18 protein-coding genes are annotated in these 23162 nt (G+C 36.3%); 6 read left to right on the plus strand and 12 right to left on the minus strand.

The genetic code is table 11. From position 1 onward, the window contains the following. The 4 genes from AC1RRQ_RS12160 to AC1RRQ_RS12175 all read right to left on the minus strand — a co-directional run bounded on the left by AC1RRQ_RS12160 (nucleotide 1) and on the right by AC1RRQ_RS12175 (nucleotide 6181). Nucleotides 1-1248 (minus strand): efflux RND transporter periplasmic adaptor subunit, encoded by a 1248-nt coding sequence (locus AC1RRQ_RS12160; RefSeq protein ID WP_493023296.1) that lies wholly within the window; start codon nucleotides 1246-1248, stop codon nucleotides 1-3. Nucleotides 1249-1250: 2 nt separating this feature from the next. Next, nucleotides 1251-2507 carry a TolC family protein gene (locus AC1RRQ_RS12165; RefSeq protein ID WP_493023297.1) on the minus strand — a complete coding sequence of 419 codons (1257 nt, stop codon included), beginning with the start codon at nucleotides 2505-2507 and terminating at the stop codon, nucleotides 1251-1253. Between the two features lie 123 nt (nucleotides 2508-2630). Beyond that, on the minus strand, nucleotides 2631-5750 hold the full coding sequence (locus AC1RRQ_RS12170) for an efflux RND transporter permease subunit (protein WP_493023298.1): 3120 nt from the start codon (nucleotides 5748-5750) through the stop codon (nucleotides 2631-2633). A gap of 107 nt (nucleotides 5751-5857) precedes the next feature. Next, complete coding sequence (locus AC1RRQ_RS12175; RefSeq protein ID WP_493023299.1) at nucleotides 5858-6181, minus strand: DUF6660 family protein; 324 nt, start codon at nucleotides 6179-6181, stop codon at nucleotides 5858-5860. Between the two features lie 315 nt (nucleotides 6182-6496). Here AC1RRQ_RS12175 and AC1RRQ_RS12180 point away from each other — a divergent pair, with 315 nt between their 5' ends. Next, a complete protein-coding gene (locus tag AC1RRQ_RS12180) occupies nucleotides 6497-7618 on the plus strand; it encodes a hypothetical protein (RefSeq protein ID WP_493023300.1) in 1122 nt (373 codons plus the stop codon). 10 nt (nucleotides 7619-7628) lie between these two features. After that, nucleotides 7629-8402, plus strand: a complete 774-nt coding sequence (locus AC1RRQ_RS12185) for a porin family protein (RefSeq protein ID WP_493023301.1) — start codon at nucleotides 7629-7631, stop codon at nucleotides 8400-8402. A gap of 1 nt (nucleotide 8403) precedes the next feature. Here AC1RRQ_RS12185 and AC1RRQ_RS12190 read toward each other — a convergent pair whose 3' ends face one another. The 5 genes from AC1RRQ_RS12190 to AC1RRQ_RS12210 all read right to left on the minus strand — a co-directional run bounded on the left by AC1RRQ_RS12190 (nucleotide 8404) and on the right by AC1RRQ_RS12210 (nucleotide 15112). Next, a complete protein-coding gene (locus tag AC1RRQ_RS12190; RefSeq protein ID WP_493023302.1) occupies nucleotides 8404-8988 on the minus strand; it encodes a chemotaxis protein CheB in 585 nt (194 codons plus the stop codon). Next, on the minus strand, nucleotides 8970-9779 hold the full coding sequence (locus AC1RRQ_RS12195; protein WP_493023303.1) for a CheR family methyltransferase: 810 nt from the start codon (nucleotides 9777-9779) through the stop codon (nucleotides 8970-8972). Before AC1RRQ_RS12195 ends, AC1RRQ_RS12190 begins: the two co-directional genes overlap by 19 nt. A 7-nt stretch (nucleotides 9780-9786) precedes the next feature. Further along, nucleotides 9787-10152 (minus strand): response regulator, encoded by a 366-nt coding sequence (locus AC1RRQ_RS12200; RefSeq protein WP_493023304.1) that lies wholly within the window; start codon nucleotides 10150-10152, stop codon nucleotides 9787-9789. A gap of 156 nt (nucleotides 10153-10308) precedes the next feature. Then, entirely contained in the window at nucleotides 10309-13881 is a 3573-nt protein-coding gene (locus AC1RRQ_RS12205; protein WP_493023305.1) for a response regulator, read from the minus strand. A gap of 10 nt (nucleotides 13882-13891) precedes the next feature. Further along, a complete protein-coding gene (locus tag AC1RRQ_RS12210) occupies nucleotides 13892-15112 on the minus strand; it encodes a hybrid sensor histidine kinase/response regulator (protein ID WP_493023306.1) in 1221 nt (406 codons plus the stop codon). 380 nt (nucleotides 15113-15492) lie between these two features. On the opposite strand from AC1RRQ_RS12210, the gene AC1RRQ_RS12215 reads away from it, so the two are divergent. Further along, nucleotides 15493-16341: an SDR family oxidoreductase gene (locus AC1RRQ_RS12215; protein ID WP_493023307.1), complete on the plus strand. Its 849-nt coding sequence runs from the start codon at nucleotides 15493-15495 to the stop codon at nucleotides 16339-16341. A 230-nt stretch (nucleotides 16342-16571) separates the two neighbouring features. After that, entirely contained in the window at nucleotides 16572-16832 is a 261-nt protein-coding gene (locus tag AC1RRQ_RS12220; protein WP_493023308.1) for a SemiSWEET family sugar transporter, read from the plus strand. Between the two features lie 197 nt (nucleotides 16833-17029). On the opposite strand, the gene AC1RRQ_RS12225 is transcribed toward AC1RRQ_RS12220, so the two are convergent. Next, nucleotides 17030-17824 carry a hypothetical protein gene (locus AC1RRQ_RS12225; RefSeq protein ID WP_493023309.1) on the minus strand — a complete coding sequence of 265 codons (795 nt, stop codon included), beginning with the start codon at nucleotides 17822-17824 and terminating at the stop codon, nucleotides 17030-17032. Nucleotides 17825-18159: 335 nt separating this feature from the next. Further along, nucleotides 18160-18498, minus strand: coding sequence for a hypothetical protein (locus tag AC1RRQ_RS12230; RefSeq protein ID WP_493023310.1), 339 nt, complete (start codon nucleotides 18496-18498; stop codon nucleotides 18160-18162). Nucleotides 18499-18722: 224 nt separating this feature from the next. Here AC1RRQ_RS12230 and AC1RRQ_RS12235 point away from each other — a divergent pair, with 224 nt between their 5' ends. Further along, nucleotides 18723-21929, plus strand: coding sequence for a PAS domain S-box protein (locus tag AC1RRQ_RS12235; RefSeq protein ID WP_493023311.1), 3207 nt, complete (start codon nucleotides 18723-18725; stop codon nucleotides 21927-21929). A 62-nt stretch (nucleotides 21930-21991) separates the two neighbouring features. Here AC1RRQ_RS12235 and AC1RRQ_RS12240 read toward each other — a convergent pair whose 3' ends face one another. After that, complete coding sequence (locus AC1RRQ_RS12240; RefSeq protein WP_493023312.1) at nucleotides 21992-22423, minus strand: response regulator; 432 nt, start codon at nucleotides 22421-22423, stop codon at nucleotides 21992-21994. Nucleotides 22424-22637: 214 nt separating this feature from the next. Here AC1RRQ_RS12240 and AC1RRQ_RS12245 point away from each other — a divergent pair, with 214 nt between their 5' ends. Continuing rightward, on the plus strand, nucleotides 22638-23138 hold the full coding sequence (locus AC1RRQ_RS12245; protein ID WP_493023313.1) for a pyridoxamine 5'-phosphate oxidase family protein: 501 nt from the start codon (nucleotides 22638-22640) through the stop codon (nucleotides 23136-23138). Nucleotides 23139-23162: the final 24 nt, after the last annotated feature.

Genomic DNA, 23162 nt, shown 5'->3' on the forward strand with positions numbered 1-23162 from the left:
CTAATGCTCATGCTCTCCACCGCCTTTCATGGCAGACAGCAGATAAAAAGCACCTTTTGTTACAATTTTAGCATTTGGGGCAACTTTATCTACAAACTTAACCTCAGTATAACCTAAATCTGTTGTACCGGGAATTACTTCAATTGCTTTAAAATGAATTTCTTCTTCGTGCGCTTCTTCTTTTTCGCCTGGTTTATGATCGTGTTTTTCTTCGGCATGTGCTTCCTCTTGTACAAAAACAAAATACTTGTCGGCATTACGAACAACGGCGTCTTTTGGTAAAGCCGGGACGGTAGCATTTGTAATATTGATGTTGGCCGAAACGTACATTCCCGAAATCAGATCTTTTGCATCAGCAGGATCAATTTTTGCGTGAACGGCCACTGTTTTACTTTCGTTAGAAAAAGATTTATTGATTCCGAAAATCTTTCCTTTAATCGATTTATTCGACTGATTTGTCAATACAAAATCGATAACCTGACCAATTGAAATTGATCCCAGATCTTTCTCATATACATTTAAATCCAAATGCATCTGACTATTGTCTACTACTTCAAACAAAGAAACTCCAGTTTGTGCGAAAGCGCCTTTGGCAATATTGATTTTACCCACATAACCGCTTATTGGCGATATGATAGGAACAAGCGAAGTACTCCCTTTTGTAGAAACATGTAACGCATCGAGCTTGTTTTTAGCCGCTTGTGCTCTTGCTCTTTCGGCAGCTAATTTTGCTTTTACTTCCTGAAAGGTTTTCCTCGGATTCACGTTTTCTTCACTCAGGGTTTTCTGGCGGTTGTATTCTAACTGTAAAAATTCAACATTGGCTGTAGCCGAATGATAATCTTCCTGCATTTCAATCACTTCCAGATTTTGAATCGTAGCCAAAACTTTTCCTTTATTCACAAAAGTTCCTTCTAAAACATGAATGTCTTTTACCGTTCCGCCAATTAAAGTCGAAACCTCAGCTGAATTTTGAGGAGGAACCGTGGTATAACCATTCGCTTTAATGATTTTATTAAGGTTTCTGTCTTCAACAAATCCGGTTTCAATACCTACTGTTTTATATTGAGAAGTGTTTAAAGCTACTTCTGTAGTTTCTTTTTCTTCTACTTTTGTTTCTTCTGCTTTTTTCTCGTTACAAGAAATTAAAATTCCGCTGTACGCTATAAGCAATAAGCTATAAGCTAATTTTCTTTGCGAACTTTGCGATACAATCTTTGCGAACTTTGCGGTTAAATTTATTTTCATTTTTAATTGTTTTTGATGGTTGGAAATTGAAGTTCGATGGCGCTTTGATTAAAGTTATGCGTTGCTTCGGCCAATTGTTTTTTAATATCAATTGCCTGATTTAAGAAACTGATATACGACCAGTAACTCATATCGCCGTTGGCATAACTTTTTTGAGCCGTTTCGATAATCTGATCCGCATAGTGAGCACCTTCATTTTGGTAATACGCTAAATTTTTCTGCTGTTTCTTGAAATTGTTTTCTAATTCTTCTTTCTGCAGATTTAAGATAATCTTGCTTTTATCTAAGGCCAATTGCGACTGCGAGATACTAATAGCAGATGCTTGTGCTTTTGCTGTATTTACACCGCCAAACAACGGAATCTGTAATCCGGCTGTAAAACCCTGAAACAACGATTCGGTATTAATGGTTTGTGCAAAATAGCCCAAACCTAATTTTGGTGTTCGCATCGCTTTGTGCGTTCCGGCTTCTTTTTGATAAACTGAAATTTGCTGCTGGTAAAAATCGGTCATTAAAGTTTCGGCTTTCGATTCCTTACTTTCTATAAAAGCATATTGCAGCGGAGTTGTTTCATCGGGAATTATATTTTCATCTGTCTGAACAAAAAACTGCAGCTGTTTTTGGTAAATCGCCAAATCAAAGGCCAATTGTTCTTTTTGGGTTTCGATTTCTTTTACTTTAACTTTTGCGCTTATCACTTCAATATTCCCACTTTCTCCCGTTTTAAATCGGAGTTCGGCGTTCTTTAGGAATTTGGTATAAATATCATTTAATTCTGAATTCAGTTTCTGAATAGAAACTCCATACAAATATTGGTAATACGCCAAAGTCACGGCTTTTTCCAGTTCGTAAGACGATAACGCTTTTCGTTTCTCAGCTAATTTTGCTAATTCTTCCTGCAATTGTCTGTTGGCTTTTGTGACATTTCCTAACGGGAAGAATTGCTGTACCGAAACATTATGATCGAAATCTACGCTGTTAAACTGTCCGCCCTGATATTGCACCTGAAGCGGATCCGGCTGAAAAGCGGTCTTTTTAAGAACAGTTTGTTTTTCTATTTCCTTATCGGCGATTTTTAAGTCGATATTGTTTGATTTTGCAAGTTCCAGTGCTTTTTCGAGACTGATAGATTGCTGTGCAAACGTTGCAGTACCTGCCAATAGAAACGCACCTAACCACAATCCCGATAGCCATCGGGAGCAAAGGTTTTGCGCGAAGTTCGCAAAAGTTATTGTGTTGATATTATATAGTGTTTTCATCATTATTGTTTTTTTATTTCACGCAGATTTTAAAGGATTTTAGCAGATAGTCGCAGATTTTTTTGTTATTTTAAAATTAAATCTGCTTCAATCTGCCTTAATCTGCTTAATCTGCGTGAAAAATCATTTTTCTCTACGGTTAAACTTCTCCAGCATTAAATACAAAATCGGCAAAACGATTAAGGTTAATAAAGTAGCCGAGATTAAGCCGCCAATTACAACCGTTGCCAAAGGTTTCTGTACTTCTGCCCCACCGCTTGTAGACAATGCCATTGGCAAAAATCCTAACGAAGCTACGGCTGCTGTCATTAAAACCGGACGCAATCTGGTTTTGGTTCCTATTATAACTCGTTGTAACGGATCCTGAATTCCCTCTGCTTTTAACTGATTGAAATACGAAATCAGAACGATTCCGTTTAGCACTGCAATTCCGAATAAAGCGATGAATCCAATTCCGGCCGAGATACTAAAAGGCATTCCTCTTAATGAAAGCGCAAATACACCCCCAATGGCCGATAAAGGAATCGCAGTAAATATTAAACCTGCTTGTTTAAAACTCTTAAACGTAAAATACAGCAAGATCAAAATCAGCCCCAAAGCAATTGGCAAGGCTACCGAAAGTCTTTTGGTTGCTTCGATTAAATTCTCGAATTGTCCGCCATACGTAACATAATATGCTGGAGGAAGCTTAAAATTTTTATCGAGTTTTTGCTGAATTTCTTCTACAACAGTTTTAATATCCCTGCCGCGAACATTTAAACCAACGGTTATTCTGCGTTTTCCATCTTCACGAACCACCTGAACCGGACCTTGTTCATAATCTACCGTTGCTACCTGCGAAAGCGGTACCTGTTGTCCGTTTGGCAGCGGAATAAACAAATTGCTTACATCCGTAATATCAGCGCGATTGTCCTGATTCATTCTTACTACAACATCAAAACGTCTGCTTTCTTCGTAGATCTTTCCGGCACTTTCTCCGGCAAACGACGACCGGATGATTTGGTTGATATCGGAAATATTCAATCCGTATAAGGCAATTTTATTGTAATCGTATTTAATTGTTATTTGAGGAAGTCCCGTTACTTTATCGGCTTTTAAATCTCCAATGCCTTCGATGCCTTTAATCTTTGAGATCATTTCTGATGCTTTTGAATCTAAGATTTCCAGATCATCACCAAAAATCTTAATGGCGATATCGCTTCGGCTTCCAGTCATTAATTCGTTGAAACGCATTTGAATTGGCTGAGAAATCTCAATATTCGCACCCGGAATTACTTCCATTTCTTCTTTCATTGCATTAGCCAAAGCCTCCCAATTTCGGTATTTGCCTTTCCATTCTTTTTTGTCTTTTAAAACAATAATCAAATCGCCGCTTTCAATAGGCATTGGATCGGTTGGAATTTCACCGCTTCCTATTTTGGTTACGATTGTTTTAATTTCCGGAAATTTGGCTTTTAAAATCTGTTCGTATTTGGTTGTGGTTTCCACCATCTGCGTAAGCGAACTTCCGGTCATGATGGTCGCATTAATGGCTAAATCGCCTTCTTCAATAGTTGGAATAAATTCTCCTCCCATATTATTAAAGATGATTAATCCTAACGCAAATAATCCTAACGCAATTCCTAAAACCACTTTTTTAAACTGTAATGCTTTAGTAAGGAAAGGCGTGTATAAATTTTCAAACCAAAGCATCATTCGATCGCTGAAGTTTTCTTTGTGTTCTGTTTTCTTCGAAAGAAACATGGCGCTCATCATTGGCACATAAGTCAGCGAAAGTATAAAGGCGCCAATCACGGCAAATCCAACGGTCATGGCCATTGGCTTAAACATTTTACCTTCGGTTCCTATTAAAGCGAGAATTGGCAGATAAACGATCAGAATAATGATTTCTCCAAAAGCGGCACTATTCCTGATTTTAGAAGCCGAATTGTAAATCTCAACATCCATTTCCTGCTGCGTAAGTTCTTTTTTGCGTTTGAGTTTCTGCAGATGATGCATCGAAGCTTCGACAATAATAACGGCACCGTCGACAATGATTCCGAAATCGATCGCTCCAAGGCTCATTAAGTTACCGCTTACGCCAAAGGCATTCATCAAAATAATGGCAAACAGCATCGCCAGCGGAATTACCGATGCAACGATTAATCCGGCACGAAGATTACCCAGAAATAATATCAATACAAAAATGACGATCAACGCTCCTTCTAATAAGTTTTTGGTCACGGTTCCAATGGCGTTATCAACGAGTTTTCCTCTATCGATAAAGGCTTCGGCTACAACTCCTTCGGGCAGACTTTTATTAATCTGGATCATTCTTTCCTTAACACGATCAACAACTGCGCTTGAGTTTTCGCCCTTAAGCATTAAAACCATTCCCGATACAATTTCGCCTTTTCCGTCTTTGGTCGACGCACCGTAACGCAAAGCAACGCCTTCACGTACTTGTGCTACATCACGAACCAAAACGGGAGAACCATTTCGGTTTTTAACTACTACGTTTCCAAGGTCTTTTACGCCTTTTGCCATCCCGACACCACGGATGAAATAGGCATATTGGTCTTTTTCGATATAAGCGCCTCCGGTATTTTGGTTGTTTTTTTCTAAGGCGTCAAAAATTTCGGTAATCGTTACGCCTAAGCTGTTTAAGGTGTTTGGGTTTACGGCGATTTCATATTGTTTTAGCTTTCCGCCCCAGGTACTTACATCGGCAACGCCTTTAACTCCCTGCAATTGCGGAATAATAATCCAATCCTGAATGGTTCTTAGTTTTACTGCATCGTATTTGTTTTCATAACCTTTTTTGGCATAAACATCATATTGGTAAATTTCTCCTAAACCTGTTGTAATTGGTGCTAATTCTGGCGACCCTGCATAAGCCGGAATATTTTCTTCGGCTTGTTTTAAGCGTTGAAATATTTGTTCACGCGCCCAGTAAATGTCGACATCATCTTCAAAAACAACGGTTACGACAGATAACCCAAAACGGGAAATACTGCGAAGTTCTATAATATCCGGAACCGTTTTTACGGCTTGCTCTAACGGATATGTAATTAATTGTTCTACCTCCTGACTGGCCAATGTTGGCGCCGATGTAATAATCTGAACCTGATTATTGGTTACATCCGGCAGTGCGTCAAGCGGTAATTGTTTAAGCGAATAGCTTCCCCAAGCTATTAAAACAAGGGTAAATAATAGTATAACGAATTTGTTTCGTATACTAAACTGAATGATTTTATCTAGCATTTGAAATATATAATGACATGAGAAATTAGACAAAAGTTTGTCTGATACATTTGTGGAAAATCCACAACGCTCTAACTCGAATCCCGACAGTTATCGGGCGAGCATCATTATACTATTTGAGGGGGCTGCCAAATACTTCCGTAGAAATTAGAAGCAAATATAGAATGGTAACTTGGTAATGCTATTGAAATTTTAGTGTAAGCTGTTGGAAACTCATAGTTTACAGAAGTCTGGTAGGTTAAAACCTGTATACCGCAGCAATTACAAGCACAGAATGGAGAACATAAATCGTTGGCTTTATCGTGAGAATGGTTTTCTTCGGATGAAAACTGAGCTGATTTATGCATAGCGCTGTTCACTTCTAAATCTGCGCAGGGCATATTTGAAAGTGCCATCAAATAAATTGACATTACAATTGCTATCCATTTCATGGGTGTAAAATTAATATTTATTCTTTTATAAAAAGAAAAAAATCAAAAATGATCTTCAAAAAAAACAATTACAATTTTACAAAACACACTGACATTCTTTTGGTTATAATCATACTTTATTAAAAAACATTATAAATGTTAAAAAAAAATAATTAACTTTAACACTATTAAACATATAATTTAAAAATCTACTTTTAAAAATAGTAAATCTCTATAATCCTGTAAACGATATAAAAGCCGGCTTTTTCCCCTCCCAATCATTAGTACATATTTATTTAGGCAGTTCTATTAATTAATTTTAAAACACTACAATCAATGAAATGTAACAAACTAATATCAGCCATTTTCTTATTATTTAGTATACCGTTTTTCGGTCAGGTTTATACCGATAAAATCGTTGGAGAAAAAAATCAACAGTTAAAAGACAGTCTTAAAATAGTCGAATATCCGTACTCTCTTCCAATCTGGGGGCAGAAAGTCGCTCAAAAAGGATACAACTTACCTTATTCTGCAGGATTATCTGTAAATTACTTTTGGCAGGATTCTGAAATTAACATAAAAGATCTTCAGGTGGGCTTTAATAACGGCCCTATGTATAATTTAGACGAAATTGTTCGTTTTGACAAATCTTCTGTAGAAGTAGGTGCCATTACAATCAGGCCGGATATCTGGCTGCTTCCTTTTTTAAATGTTTACGGGATTTTTGGTAAATCTAAACCCACAACTAAAATTAATGCGGGAATCTGGATTCCTGATGCCGATAACAACTGGTCGCAGATAGCCAGTTTTGGTACCAAAGCTAATTTTGATGCTACTACTTTCGGACTTGGTTTAACACCTACTATTGGTATTGGCGGCGGCTGGCTTGCACTGGATATGAATATGTCATGGAGTGATATTGATGCACTTGATAAACCTGCTTTCTCTTATATTTTCGGGCCAAGATTGGGTAAAACTTTTAAACTTCGCAAACCGGAAAGAAATATTGCCGTATGGGTTGGCGGTTTTAGAGTTCATATTGAAGGAAATACCAAAGGAAGTATAGCTTTATCTGATGTATTAGATTTGAGTAATGCTGAAGGAAAAGTTGATAACGGACTGGCAAAAGTATCTGAAAACCAAACTAAAGTTGACAACTGGTGGAATGGTTTAACACCGGCACAACAGGCAAATCCTGTAAACGCTGCTAAACATAATACGGCAAATCGTGCGCTGGAAAGAGCGGGAACTTTCCTGACTACTTTAGACGGTGCTTTGAGTACGGCAGGTTCTTCAACGGTTCAATATTCCTTGCACAAATCCCCAAAAGATATGTGGAATTTTATTGTTGGAACGCAGTTTCAATATAATAAACATTTTATGTTTAGACTTGAATCAGGTTTTTTAGGAACTCGTACTCAATTTCTATGCGGTCTGCAATATCGTTTTGGACTTTAAACCCATTTTTATGAAAAAAGGTTTAGCATTACTTGTCGCATTATTTTTTGTGAATCAGGCGAAATCACAGGTTTTGATTTCTTTAATTTTTGGAGATAAACTCAATTCTCCTTTTTTGGAGTTTGGTTTGGAGGGCGGTATCAATCTTTCGGATATTTCTAATCTCGAAAGTTCCGGAACTAATCCGGGGTTTAATCTTGGATTTTATTTTGATATACGGTCGAAGCAAAATCCGGCCTGGATGATCAATACAGGTGTTATTGTAAAATCGCCAATGGGTGCACGTCATATTCCGGTTTATTCTTTAGACGATGCGAATCTGGATAATACTTTTGCGGGCGGTACGGTTAATCGTGAGATTCGCTATTTTAATGTTCCAATTTTAATAAAATATCAGTTTAAAAATAGAATTTATCTTAAAGCAGGTCCTCAATTAGGTCTTTTAGCATCGGCTTTTGATGAGTTTAAAAATGAAATTAACAGTAATGATGTTGTATACAAGAAAAAAATCAGGGATCAAATCAGGGTTATAGATGCCGGAATCGCTTTTGGAACGGGCTATCACATGAATGTGGGCAACGGACTTAATTTTACCATTCAATACTATTATGGTCTGGTTCCTGTAATGAAGGGTGATGGGCCAAATGTATACAACAGATCGCTGTACTTAACTGCAGGAATACCTATCGGGAAAGGAAAAGCGGCACAAAAACGTGCTGAAAAAGAAGCCGAACTCACCAAGGTTATTCTTCCTGAGGATGAAGCGCCTAAGCCTAAAAAATAAATTATTTATTTATAGAAAGAAGCAATTCGAGAATTTCTTCATTGTTTAAGATATAATCCGGCGTTGTATGCAGGATGGCATTGTTGGGCATAAAAGGCATATCTGCCGAAAGTGGATTTTGAACCACAATCGTGCCTCCCGAAGTTTGAATTGCTTTTAAACCATCTGTTCCATCAGTGTTAGAACCCGAAAACAGGATTCCGACTAATGTATTTCCATAAATTTCTGCTGCCGATTCGAAAGAAACGTCTATACTGGGACGGCTGTAATTTATTTTCTCAGAAATATCAAGCGCCATAGTATCGTCTTTTTCAAATAATAAATGATAATTCGATGGCGCAACATAAACAAAACCTGGTTTAAGAACGGTTTTGTCTTCTATAGGTTTTACAGGAACGCTTGATTTCAGCATTAGTAATTCTTCTAAAGTCTGATCGTCTGTGCTTTTGCGGTGCAGTACGATTACCACTGCAAAATTATTTAGTTTCGTTAACGCGGGTAAAATTTGCATCAAAGCATTTAAACTTCCTGCTGATCCTCCCATAATTACTAATCTGCAGTTTGAAATTATTTTACTTTCCTCCATATTTTCTCTTTTTCAAACTGTTTGTATTTGCCCGGAGAAATAGAATATTTTATGGTTTCTTTTGTGCCTAAGGCCAGAAACCCTAAAACAGCTAAACTTTCGTCAAATAAATTAATTACTCTTTTTTGGAGATCATTATCAAAATAAATTAAAACATTGCGGCACAAAATCATATCAAACTCATTAAATGAGGTGTCTGAAACTAAATTGTGCTGCGAATAGACCATTCTTTGTGACAATTCTTCGTTGAATTTTGCGATTCCGTAATTGGCAGTATAATAACTCGAAAAGTCTTCCTGTCCTCCTGCATCACGGTAATTCTGCGAATATTCTTTCATCATTCTAAGAGGGAAAATTCCTTTTTTGGCTGTGTCTAAAACGGTTGCATTAATATCTGTTGCGTAAATTAAGGATTTGTGCAGCAAACCCGCTTCTTTAAGCATTATGGCCATAGAATAAACTTCTTCGCCTGTAGAACAGCCGGCATGCCACAACCTTATAAAAGGTTTTGTACCTAATAAGGGTAAAATATCCTTTCGTAAAATGGAATAAAAGGCCGGATCGCGAAACATTTCAGTAACATTTACTGTAATTTCATCGACCATTCTTTTGTAATATTCAGGATCGTAACGGACTCTTGAAAGAAATTCATGAAAATGATTGAATCCATCTAATTGATAGACTCTATTTACACGTCTTTTTAAAGAAGCTCTGGAATAGCTCCCAAAATCAAAACCATAATATTCGTACACCTCATTGATAAGCGTTTCTAACTCAATATCTTCAATCATACTTCATTCAAATTTTGCTTAAAATAAGCAGTAACTTATCAACATCAACCGGTTTCGAGATATAATCATCTGCGCCTGCTTCTAAACATTTTTCCTTGTCGCCTGTCATTGCCTGAGCTGTAACCGCAATAACAAAAATCGATTTTCTTGACGGAATGTCTTTTATTAAGGGAATGGCATCATAACCGTCCATTTCCGGCATCATCATATCCAGCAAAACGGCGTCAATAATTTCATCAGATTTCAATAGTTTTATTGCATCTTCGGCATTGGTGCAAGACAAGCAATCGTAGGATCTAACACGTAAAGTGTGCGTTAACGCAAAAATATTTCTAGGATCGTCGTCTACAATTAAAAGTCGTTTTTTACTCATAATTTGTTCTTATATTTTTTTTGCCGCAGATTTCACAGATTAAAGGGATTTCTAATTATAATTAAATCTGTATTATTTAAATCACAGTACTTCAATTTTTTAAATCTTTTTAATCTGTGAAATCTCTGGTCAAACTACTTACACTTTGTCAATATATTATACTTTATCATAAAGCCAAACTCGCAATAATGATAAAAGCTGATCTACATCTACTGGTTTGGTTATATAATCTGATGCTCCGGCTTTGATACATTTTTCTCTGTCTCCTGTCATTGCTTTTGCTGTTACGGCAATAACGGGCAGATTCAGGAATTTAGGATTGGCACGTATTTTCTCGGCAGTTTCATAACCGTCCATGTGCGGCATCATCATGTCTAACAAAACCACATCGGTATCTGGGTTTTCGCTTAAAACCTTAATAGCATCATTTCCATCAAATGCGGTAATAATGGTCATTTTAAACACTTCCAGAGCTTTTGTAAGCGAATAAATGTTACGAACATCATCGTCTACAATAAGCACTTTTTTATCGTGCAGGATATTGTTTAGTAAATTTAGCTTTTTATATCCTTCTTTTTTGTCTTTTCCTTCTTTTTTATCTTCTACTAAATGCAGGAAAAGCGAAACTTCGTCCAGCATTCTTTGATACGAATGTGCAGTTTTCACGATAATAGAATCGGCGTATTTCTTAATTTTCACCTCTTCTTTCAGCGATAAACTTTTTCCTGTAAAGACAATTACAGGCAGATTTTCTAATCCAGGGCTTTTCTTAACCCCGTCGAGAATCTGGTAAGCCTGTTTATCCGGAATTCCCATATCAAGAATCACACAGTCTACTTCGGCTTTATTTAATGCCTGTAACCCTTCTGAAACTTCACTTTTAATTTCAGAATTAATGTTATACGTTTCTAAGAAATAAGACAGTGCTTTGGCGTGCTTTGGGTTATCTTCGATAATTAAAACCTTTTGTGCCTCTCTATTAATAATATGTTCGATTCTTAAAAATACATCCGGAATTTTTTCAAAAGCTACCGGTTTATCTAAGAAATCAACCGCGCCTTTTAATAAACTTTCCTGTTTCAGTTTATGTGATGACATAATATGAACCGGAATATGTTTGGTTTCGGAGTGGTTTTTTAGTTCTTCTAAAACTTCCCAGCCGCTTTTTACAGGAAGTTCAATATCCAGTAAAACTCCAACGGGTTTATACAGCAAAGTAAAGTTTAGAGCATAATCGCCTCGAACGGCTACAACTCCTTTATATCCTTTGTTTCGTGTAAATGCCAAAAGCGATTTGGCAAAATTAATATCGTCTTCAACAATTAAAATTACTTTATCTCCTTGTACAATGATGTCTCTGTCATCATCGATTTCGTCTGGAATAAGGGCACTTATGTATTTTTTGGACGGTGCGCTTGTTTCTGGTTCTGGTTCTAATTCTACAAATTCTGTAGGCGGAATTTTATCTACATTCACTTTATTCAAACTGGAACCATAAACCGGAAGACATAATGTAAAAGTACTTCCTTCGTTAACTTTACTATGCAGAATGATTTCTCCTCTCAGCAATTTAGCCAATTCCCTGCTTATCGAAAGTCCTAAACCTGTTCCGCCGTATTTGCGTTTTGTAGAACCATCGGCTTGTTGAAATGCCTCAAAAACGAGCGGCTGTTTTTCCAGCGGAATTCCAATTCCGGTATCTTTTACAATGAAACAAATAATTTTATCATCATCGGTATTGATTTTAATTTCGAGTGTAACTTTTCCTTTTTCAGTAAATTTAATCGCATTCGAAATCAGGTTTTTCAGAATTTGTTCTAAACGCATTTTGTCAGTTTTAATGACAATTGGCGCTTCTTTCGAAATAATTTCAAACTCAATTCCTTTTTCTTTTGCAACGAGATTAAACAAGTTCCAAAGTGCGTCTGTTATTTCTTTGGTCGAAACATCTAAAAACTCCAGTTCCATTTTACCGGCTTCTATTTTAGATAAATCCAGAATTTCATCAATTAAACCTAATAAACTATTTCCAGAACTCTGAATTACTTTTGCAAACTCAATTTCTTCATTGTTCATGCTTTGGTTATTATTTTCAGATAATAATCGGCTTAAAAGCAAGATCGAATTCAAAGGCGTTCTTAGCTCATGCGACATATTAGCCAAAAACTCCGATTTGTAACGTGTAGTTAATTCCAATGCCTCGGATTTCTTCTGGATTTCGTTGTTTTTTTCTTCCAATAAAACACTTCTTTCCGAAAGTTCTTCGTTGGTTTGTTCCAGTTCTTCCTGCTGTACTCTTAATTCTTCCTCCGAAGCCTGCAGTTTTTCGGTCTGTGCTTCTAATTCGGCATTAATGGCTTCCAATTCACTGTGCTGTACCTGAAGTTCTTCTGACTGTGATTTGGTTTCCTCCAGAAGTTCCAAAACTCTTTTTCTGTTTTGGGTTGATTTTAATGCAATTCCAATATTATTGGCAACCGTTTTTAAGAACTCTAAATGCAGCTCAGAAAAACCATAAATGCTGGCCAATTCAACCGCACCTTCAATTCTGTTATCTAACAACGGAACCGCTACAACATGAGTTGGTTTAATTTGCCCTAAAGCATAATTTATTTGAATATCGTCTGCCGATAAGGTTTTCAATTCCAGCATTTTTCCGGATGTAATCGCCTGACCAATTAAACCCTCGCCTTTTTGAATGCGTTCGCGGTTTTTACTTGGTATATAGCTGTATCCACCTGAAACTATTAATTCGTTTTCTTCCAAAACATATAAAACCCCAGCGCTGCTATTAGTATACTGGCATAAAAACTCGATAATATCTTTTGAAAGTTTCTGCAGTGATTTTTCGCCCAGCATGGCATTATTTAATTCGGCAACACCGGTTTGAAGCCATTCTTTCTGCGACAACAGATCGAAAGAGTTTTTAAGAGAAACTCCCATATTGTTCAGTGATTCTCCAACGCTTCCAAGAGCATCTGCTTTTGTATCGTCTACGCGAATATCATAATTGCCTTTTGAAATATTACCCGCAATGGTACTGATTGCTTCAATTCTCTGTGCTGTTTCGACATCTTTTTTCTCCAATTCCCTTTGCAATGCCGAACGCTCATTATAATCTTTTAAAATTCTGATTAAGAAAACAATCGAAATAATAAAGGCGATGAAAAAAGCAACCACAATTAAAATCAAACTGTAAGTTCCATAACGTTCTGAATTTGAGTTGCGCTCTTCCAGAAGTTTTTGCTCTGTATTTTCTATTTTTTTGATAAGCGCACGGATATCGTTCATCATGATTCTGCCTTCGTTTAAGTCGAAGATCAGTGTTTCCTTATTTAAACGCTTTTTAACGATTTGATTGTTCAGGTATTTAAAAAATCCCGAACGTTTCGAACGTAATTCGCTTAGTAGTTTTTGCTGCGGAGGATTATCTGCCGTGAGCTCTTCGAGCTTATCAAAATAAGTATTAGATTTGGCTTCAGATTCATTAAATCGGTCTACAAATTGTTCGTCTCCCGTTAATAAATAACCTCTCATGCTGGTTTGGGCTTCTGTAATAATAGCCGAACCTTCGTTTAGGTTATAAATAACATCCTGAGTATGATTGACCCAAAAGTTGCTGTTTAATAAACTTTTAATGCTCACAAACGACGCAACAGAACTAATAGTCAACACAAATAGTGAAACTAATGAACTAATCAGCAGATTTCTTTTAAAGTTACCATTCATATTTTATAAATTATATTTTTTCGTATTTTAAAGGAAGGATAATAATAAAACTTGCGCCCTTACCTACTTCACTTCTGGCTGTTATTAATCCGTTATGTTTTTCTATGATTTTTTTGGCAATTGCTAGCCCAATTCCGGTTCCTTCATAGGTTTGGCGGTCGTTTAAGCTCTGGAAAATAATAAAAATACGATCCAGATAAATTTCATCAAAACCAATTCCGTTGTCTTTTACGATAATGCGGCAGAATTTCCCTTCCGGGGAAACTGGACTGTCAAAAGACTTGTTGGCTATTAATTCAGATGTTATTTCTATTAAAGGAGGGCCGTTTGTACCCGAGAATTTAAGCGCGTTTCCAATCAAATTTTGAAAAACCTGTCTCAGCTGACTTGGAATACTGTCTATTGTGGGGAGCTCTGTAGTTTTAACAGTGGCATTTTTTCTTTCAATTAAATAATCAAAATCCGAAAGCACTTCCTGTAAAACCTCATTAAGATCTGTAACTTCTGGTTTTACCTGCGCCGATAAACGCGAATAAGCCAGCAGATCTGTAATTAAAGTCTGCATTCTCTCTGCCGATTTAATCGTTCTGTCGACATAATCGATTCCCTTTGCATCGGTCGTTAAATAAAGCTCTTTGATTATTTTAATGAAAATCTGAATCTTTCGTATAGGTTCATTCAAATCGTGCGATACCACCCAGGCAAACTGCTGTAATTCGTGGTTTTTCATCTCTAATTCCTCGTTTTTTAAAACCAGTTCTCTGGTTCTTTCGGCGATTTTAATTTCGAGATTATCTTGTGCCTCTTTTCTAATTTTAATTTCTTTAGAAAGAAGGTCTTTTATGCCTTTTAATTCGTTTTGCTGTTCGTAAATCTTAATAAACGTTTTTACTTTAAGCATCAGCAAATCAGTATCTACTGGTTTTGTAATGTATTCAACGGCTCCGGTTTCGTATCCTTTAAAAATGTATTTTTTTTCAATGTTTAATGCTGAAAGAAAAATAACGGGAATATCTTTGGTCCTTTTATTTCCGGAAAGGATTTTAACGACTTCAAAGCCGTCAAGTCCCGGCATTTGAACGTCCATTATAATAAGACAATAAGACGTTTTTAATATCTTTTTCAGGGCTTCTTCACCAGATTCGGCGGTATCTACATCAATATTGTGCAATTCTAATGTTTTCTTTAAGGCAATAATATTTGCCTTTATATCATCTACAATTAATACCATGCTGTAGTGGGGAATAAAGCGTTAAGAATTAAAAAATATACTAAAAAACTCGTTTTCAGACTATCATTTTGAACATCTGATCCTATTCAAAATTACGGTCAAAACTCCCAAATTTATAAAATTAAACTACAAAGCACTTTTATTCAAAGTCAATTTCGTTACATAATTCCCATGTTGGTAAACTAACTTCAATTGTATCAATGATTCACATTATATAGTAAAAAACTTAAAAATAAACTTCTTCTTAAAAACATAGTTATTTTCTTTCTTTTTATTGCCTTTTAATTCTTTTGGGGTAATCTTAAATTTGTTACAGCTGCTGTTTTAGCTCTAAACGGGGTAATTTTAAGAGTTAATCAATGCTTTAAATTATTATTGTTATGAAAAAGCCTAAAACATTCCCCGAACAAAAACAAGAACTCCCTGGAAACGAACATAAAATGAATCCCGAACCGGAAATCATAAGAGAAAACTACACCGGGAGCGGAAAATTATTGGGAAAAACTGCTTTTATTACCGGCGGAGACAGCGGTATTGGCCGAAGCGCAGCCGTTCACTTTGCCCGTGAAGGCGCTAATGTTGCCATTGTGTATTTGAAAGAAGATAAAGATGCCAAAGAAACCAAAGCCATGATCGAAAAAGAAGGACAGCAATGCCTGATTATAAGCGGTGATTTAAAGGACGAGAAATTTTGCAAAAGCGCCGTTAAACAATGTATTACCACCTTTAAAACCATAAATGTGCTGGTGAATAATGCTGCGATTCAGTTTCCGCAAACCGAATTGGAAAAAATAACCACAGTACAGCTTCATAAAACATTTGAAACTAATATTTATCCGTATTTTTATATTACAAAAGCCGTGTTGCCGTATTTAAAAGAAGGCGATACTATTATCAATACAAGTTCTGTAACTGCCTATCGGGGCAGTGAGCATTTAGTGGATTACGCCAGTACAAAAGGCGCTATTGTCAGTTTTACAAGATCATTATCGACGATGCTGGCCAAAAGAAAAATCAGGGTAAACGGTGTTGCACCAGGTCCAATCTGGACGCCTTTGATTGTAGCGAGTTTCGATAAACTATCCGATTTTGGAAAAGACAATCCAATGGAAAGAGCTGGACAACCCTCTGAAGTCGGCCCTGCTTATGTGTTTCTGGCATGTGAAGACAGCAGTTATATCACCGGGCAGTTTATTCATATTAATGGTGGTGAATTGGTAGGAAGTTAAAACTTCCAGGCGCTAAGTTTCTAAGCTACTGAGGGACTAAGGTTTTGGCACACGGATTTTACAGATTTAAAACAGATTGCTTTTGTGTTCTTTGCGTAAATCTTTGCGTCCTTACGGTTAATAAAAACTTAAAACAAAAAATCCGCGCAAACCAGTATCATCTGCAAAACCCGTGGGCTTAAAAAAACTTAGTCCCTCAGCATCTCAGAACCTTAGCAACTCTAAAAAAAATGAACTACATTGACATCATAGGGCTTTTTGCAGGAACTTGTGTTACGATTTCTGTGCCTCCCCAAATTTATAAGGTTTGGAAAACCAAGAAAGTAAAAGACATTTCGCTTAAAACTTTCGGGATTCTGACTTTCGGAATTTTGGTGTGGGTGATTTATGGAATTTTAAAAGAAGACCTTCCTATCATTATTACCAACAGCGTTTCCTTATGCCTCAACTTACTTATGGTTTATTTTATTATTTATTACGAGAAAGAGTAATTTGAGGTTCTAAGGTTCTGAGATACTAAGGTTCTTAGTATCTCAGAACCTTAAAATAAACCCGTTTAATCCGCCCAATCCGCGGGCTATAAGAAACCTCATAACCTTAGTCCCTTAGCCCCTCAGCAACTTAAATAAAAAAACAGCCCTTTAGGAAAGCTGTTTTTTTCGTAATAGTAGTTAATATATAATGCTTGTTAGCTAGCTAATTTTTGGTTGTATGGTTTAAACGACCAGTGATGTCTCGTTCTGAAAAGTTTTGCTGAAGCTATTAATTCAGAAAAATTCAGGGTTGAGATTCTTTTTATTTCGTTTATCTGCTTGATGGCGATGTTTACAACAGGATCAAATGTTTTTAAGTAATTGAAACTGTGCTGCTCTACCTCCATCTCTACAATGGTTTTTAAAATGCTTTTTTTAAGCAGTGTGCCTACAATTCCTTTTTGTGGTACTGTTTTGTATTCGCGTATCTTTTCGGCTATTTTTGAGTTTTCTTTTCCAATATAAATGTAATTGCCCGAATCGTTTGTAAAACGTTGTTTTACCTGCGAAATCAAATCTGTATTTTTGTTTTCGATGGTTGGAATTCCCAATAACGTAAACTGAATGCGTTTATGACTTTCGAAGTATAAAACACTATTTATAACCGATGAATTATTCAATACAGCCGACTGGTTGGTATGCATTACTTTTCTTTCCCCATTGGCACCAAAACTATGACTTACGTTTCCTCTTTCACAATACACAAAAAATACAGGCGCTGATTGAAACGATTCAATACTTAAACTAACTTCCTCGCTAAACTCAAGATCAAAATGCATAAAAAGCGTTTTGTCGTCAAAACGGGTTGCTTTTATAGCCCCTTTTGTCCATTTTGACTGAATATTCAAATTATATTCGTTGTTTTTAGCAGTAAGTTTTCCGCTGAAACTCTCCTTTAGATCGTTAAAAACGGCATCAAATTCTCCTGTATTTATGTAAAGTTTTCTCATTTTGGTTTGGTTTAAAAAAAGTTATTCGTACTTATTTACGTACAAAACTGATTTTTGGTTTTTATCTCATTTTGCTTAAACCAAATTTCGTACTTATTATAAATCAAACCCTTATACAATTTCAATCAGAAATTTCATAATTTTTACTTAGGTAAGGGACAAAGGTTCAAAGGGACAGAGGGACATAGGGACATAGGGACAAAGTTGAAAACCTCTGAACCTCTGAACCTTTGCTGCTTTGAACCTTTGAACCTCAAAAAAAAAAAAACAGCTGCCCCAGAATAAATTCTGGAACAACTGCTCCTCAGCAAAATAAAAATACTTATCTATTTTATTTATGTAAGTTCACTGATATCAGCGTTTTTAGAATAATTCTTTTTCGGAATATCCTTAAAAAACTCGGCTTCTTCTAAATCTGCTGTTGGGCCGTATCCTAGTAAATGCGTTCCTTTTTGCTGATCTTTAGTTTCAATAACATATAAGATCGACATATCATCCGGATCGCTCATACCTTCGTAACGATGGTGCGCGACGATAAAAATTTCGTCGGGCTGATAAGCATATTTAGTTTCTGCATCTATAAGACAGCCTTGATCGAATAAATAATTCTTAATGTAGCCTTCGTCTTGATATTTCTTTATATAGTCGGTTTCGTGTTTCTGCTCTTTTTTCATGATCCTATGCATTAAGATTGTTAGTAATCTTTGTTTATTCAAATTTCATCATTAAAACCAAGGAAAATTAACTCAATAGATTTTAATGTTACCTCATTCAAAAAAGCACAGAATTCAATGTTTATTTTTTATTAATTTTAAAATTCTCTAATACATATATGGGATAAAGTACTATATTTATTACATAAATTTTATTGTTTTAACTGAGACAAAAACAAATTTTAATGAACAATACAAATCATGATTTCCTTGCCAAAGGAGGCGAAATGGGTGCAATGACACGTGCCAAAGACTGGAGCAAAACTGCTGTTGGTGCAGTTGAGACCTGGCCTCAAAGCCTGCGCACTACACTTGGAATTCTTCTAAATTCAAAGTTTCCCATGTTTTTATTCTGGGGACCGGAGCATATCTGCTTTTACAATGATGCTTATCGCCCTAGTCTTGGAAACGATGGTAAGCATCCCAATATATTAGGACAAAAAGGTGCCGAATACTGGCCGGAAATCTGGGATTTTATTGGTCCGCTGATTGATCAGGTTTTAACCGAAGGCGAAGCAACCTGGCACGAAGATTTACTGCTTCCTATTTACAGAAACGGAAAAATGGAAGACGTTTACTGGACTTTCAGCTACAGCCCTGTTACCAATGATGACGGGCAGACCGCCGGAGTTTTGGTAATCTGCAATGAAACTACTGATAAAGTAAACATTCGTAAAAAATTAGAAAACAGCAACGAACGCTATCGCAACAATATTTTACAGACTCCAAATGCAATGTGCATTTTTAGAGGCCCTGATTATGTGGTTGAAATTGCCAACGAACTAATGCTGGAAATCTGGGAGCGAAAAGAACATGAGGTATTTAATAAACCTATTTTTGAATCACTTCCTGAAGTTACGGGACAAGGTTTGGAGGATATTCTTTTAAACGTTTACACTACGGGTGAAAGGTTTACTGCCAATGAACTACCGGTAAAACTGACCCGAAATGGCAAAATTGTCGATACTTTTATAAACGTTGTTTACGAAGCCTTAAAAGAACCCGACGGAACAATATCTGGAATTGTCGCCATTGCAAATGATGTTACTATTGAAGTAAACGCACGCGATGCTATCAAAGAAAGTGAAAAGAGATTTAGAAACATCGTTCGCCAGGTACCACTTGCTATTGCTATAGTTAAGGGCGAGGATCTGGTGGTTGAAATGGTTAATGCAACATACTTGCAAATCGTAGATAAAACAGAAAAAGAGATACTTTCTAAACCTGTTTTTGCTTCAGTTCCTGAGGCCAGGGAAAAGGTATATCCACTTCTTGCAAAAGTGTACGAAACTGGAATTCCTTATGCTGCAAACGAATTCTTGGTCAATTTAAACCGATACGGCAAACAGGAAGATTGTTATTTTAATTTGGTTTTTCATCCGCTGCGGGAAGAAAATGACGTTGTAACAGGCGTTATTATCGTATGTGATGAAGTAACCGAATCTGTAAAAACGAAATATTTTCTAGCCGAAAGTGAAAAAGCTTTTAGAAACCTTGTGATGCAGTCGCCTATCGCAATGACCATTTTTAAAACAGAAAACTATATTATCGAGCTGGCTAATACGACTATGCTCAACGACATTTGGCAGAAAAAGCCAGAAGAAGTAATTGGAAAACCGGCATTAGAAGTGTTTCCTGAGCTCTTAAATCAAAAATACCCGCAGCTGCTAAGTGAAGTACTGCATAACGGGAAAACGATCCGGGAAAACGAATCTGAAGCGTTTATCGATATAAACGGAAAATTAGAACAGTTTTATCTCGATTATGAATATACACCGTTGTTTGAAAAAAACGGCGAAATAACATCGATTATGATAACCGTAAATGATGTTACGGAGAAAGTCGATGCTCGCAAAAAAGTTGAAGATGCCGAGGAAAGAGCACGTTTGGCCTCTGAAATTGCCGAAATTGTAACCTGGGACTTAAATGTGGAGACTCAGGAATTAATATATTCTGATAATCTGCCTAAGCTTTTTGGTCTTCCAGAGAATATAAAAATCTCGCGCCCTCAGATTTTATCCCGCGTTTTAGAGGAAGATCTTGAAATTATAGAAAAAGCTAACATAATCGCCTTAGAAACTAGTATCTACAAATACGAAGTTCGCATTACAAAATCAGATAATTCGATTGCATGGATCAGGGTTCATGGCAAAATATTTTTTGATGAATTGAAAAGCCCTGTCAAAATGCTTGGAACGGTAATGGATATTACGGACGAAAAGAACCGACAGGAAATTTTGATGAAAAGTGAGGAAAAATTCAGGGTTCTGGCCGACTCGATGCCGCAGTTTGTATGGACGAGCGATGCCATGGGAAATGTCGATTATTTCAATCAGTCGCTGTATGATTTTACCGGAATTTCTAAAGATGAAGTAGATAAAAATGGATGGCTTCAATTTATACATCCTGATGATCGCGAAGCCAATGTGAACCGCTGGATGGAGTCTATAAAAACGGGAGAAGAGTATTTATTCGAAAACCGTTTTCGTCGTTATGATGGAAAATACCGCTGGCAACTGAGCCGCGCAATTCCGCAGAAAGACGCTGAAGGAAAGATTCAAATGTGGGTTGGTACAAGTACTGATATTCAAGATCAAAGAGATTTTACAGATCAGCTTGCAAAACAGGTTCGGGATCGTACAGAAGAACTCGAAATTAAAAATAGAGACTTGATTAATATGAATATTGAGCTACAGTCTTTTGCTTATATATCGAGTCATGATTTGCAGGAACCGCTTCGAAAAATTCAGACTTTTGCCAGCCGTCTGGCTGAGTTGGACGACCAGAATATTTCGGCGAAAGCCAAAACTTATCTGGAGCGAATTGAAGTTTCGGCAAAGAGAATGCAGACGCTTATACAGGATCTTCTCACCTATTCCAGAACCAATTCGGCCGAAAGAATTTTTGTAAAAACCAACCTCGACGAAATTGTAGAAGAAGTAATGATGGATTTTTCGGAACGTATTGAAGAAAAAAACGCCGTTATTGATCTTCATCCTTTAGGAATTGTTACAGTTATGCCTTTTCAATTCAGACAGTTATTACACAACTTAATTGGAAATGCTTTAAAATTTTCCAGAAAAGACATTCCGCCTCATATTGAAATTAAATGTAGAAGAGTTTCAGGAAAAAAGCTGAAATTTAAAGCCGATTATCCTAATAAAACCTATTTCTGCCTAAAAGTTACAGACAACGGAATTGGTTTTGATAACGAATACAAAGACCGTATTTTTGAAGTTTTTCAGAGATTAAACACTGAAAGTGAGTTCTCTGGAACCGGAATTGGCCTGGCAATTGTAAAAAAGATTGTCGAAAACCATAAAGGAATCATTAAAGCACGCAGTAAAAAAGATGAAGGCGCCACTTTTAAAATTTATATACCAGAACTATAAAAAAAAACACCAAACTCATTTTAGTAAATAAGTTTGGTGTTTTTTCTACATCAAAAATGTAATTAAATTTTATATACAAAAGTCTTCCTATCGGGAACAAACTCTTTCCAATTGATTGTAAGGGAATGCTCAATCGATTTTATTATATCCTTCATTAAAACTGGCTTGGTAATGAAATAATTAGCCCCTAAATTGAGGCATTTCTCGATAATACTGGGCTCATTTGAAGTCGAAAAAATGATAACGGGTATATCGCTATTCTCTTTTGAACCTTTGAGTTCGTTTAAAACATCAAAACCATTTTTTCCGGGCATGTTTAAGTCTAAAAAAATAACGCTCGGCGTAGGCGGCGGATGGTGAATGGCGTTCAATAATTTTTCCCCGCCCGAATAAGTCTGGAGATTTATTTCTTTAGATAATGACTCGACTGCATCTGTAAATATGCTTAAATCGTCTTCGTCATCATCAGTGTAGAAAATTGTGAAGTTTTTCATATGATCTTTGGGATAAAACTATTTTCTCAAAGATAGCGTAATTTGTACAATTTCTAACATTTTGTTTAAAAATTCTCACAAAAACAACCATTGAAATATAATAATTTTAAAATATAATTCTGTAAGCCAATCAGTTGTAAAAATCTCAATTTTGTTATGATATATTTTCAGATATCACAAATAAGCTATTTATTAAACTATTAAATATAAAGCCATGGGAGATCATAAAGACCTTACAGACAATTTAGCAGCCGATAAAATAAAAGAATTGGCAGAGAACATAAAAACATGCATGTTTTGCACTTACAACAGCGACAGATTGCAATCGCGGCCAATGTCGGTTCAAAAAGTAGACGATTTAGGCCGTCTTTGGTTCTTATCAGACCGAAACAGCAGCCAAAACGCCGAAATCACCCTTAACCCTCAAGTTGAGTTATTTTTTGCAGAACCGCACGATAAATTCTTAACCCTGCACGGCACAGCCACAATTTCTTATGATCGCGAAACCATCAAGGAATTATACGACCCGATTGTAAAAGTATGGATGCCGGGAGGTGTAGACGACCCGAATTTAAGCGTAATCAGCGTTGTACCCGAAGATGGTTATTACTGGAACAATAAACACGGAAAAATGGTTGCTATTGCAAAAATGGCTACTGCCCTTGTAACCGGTAAAACCATGGATGATGGTATTGAAGGAAATTTGAAGTTATAGTTATTTAAACCGCAAAGATTTTTT

Source organism: Flavobacterium sp. GW821-FHT12A05 (assembly GCF_058807735.1).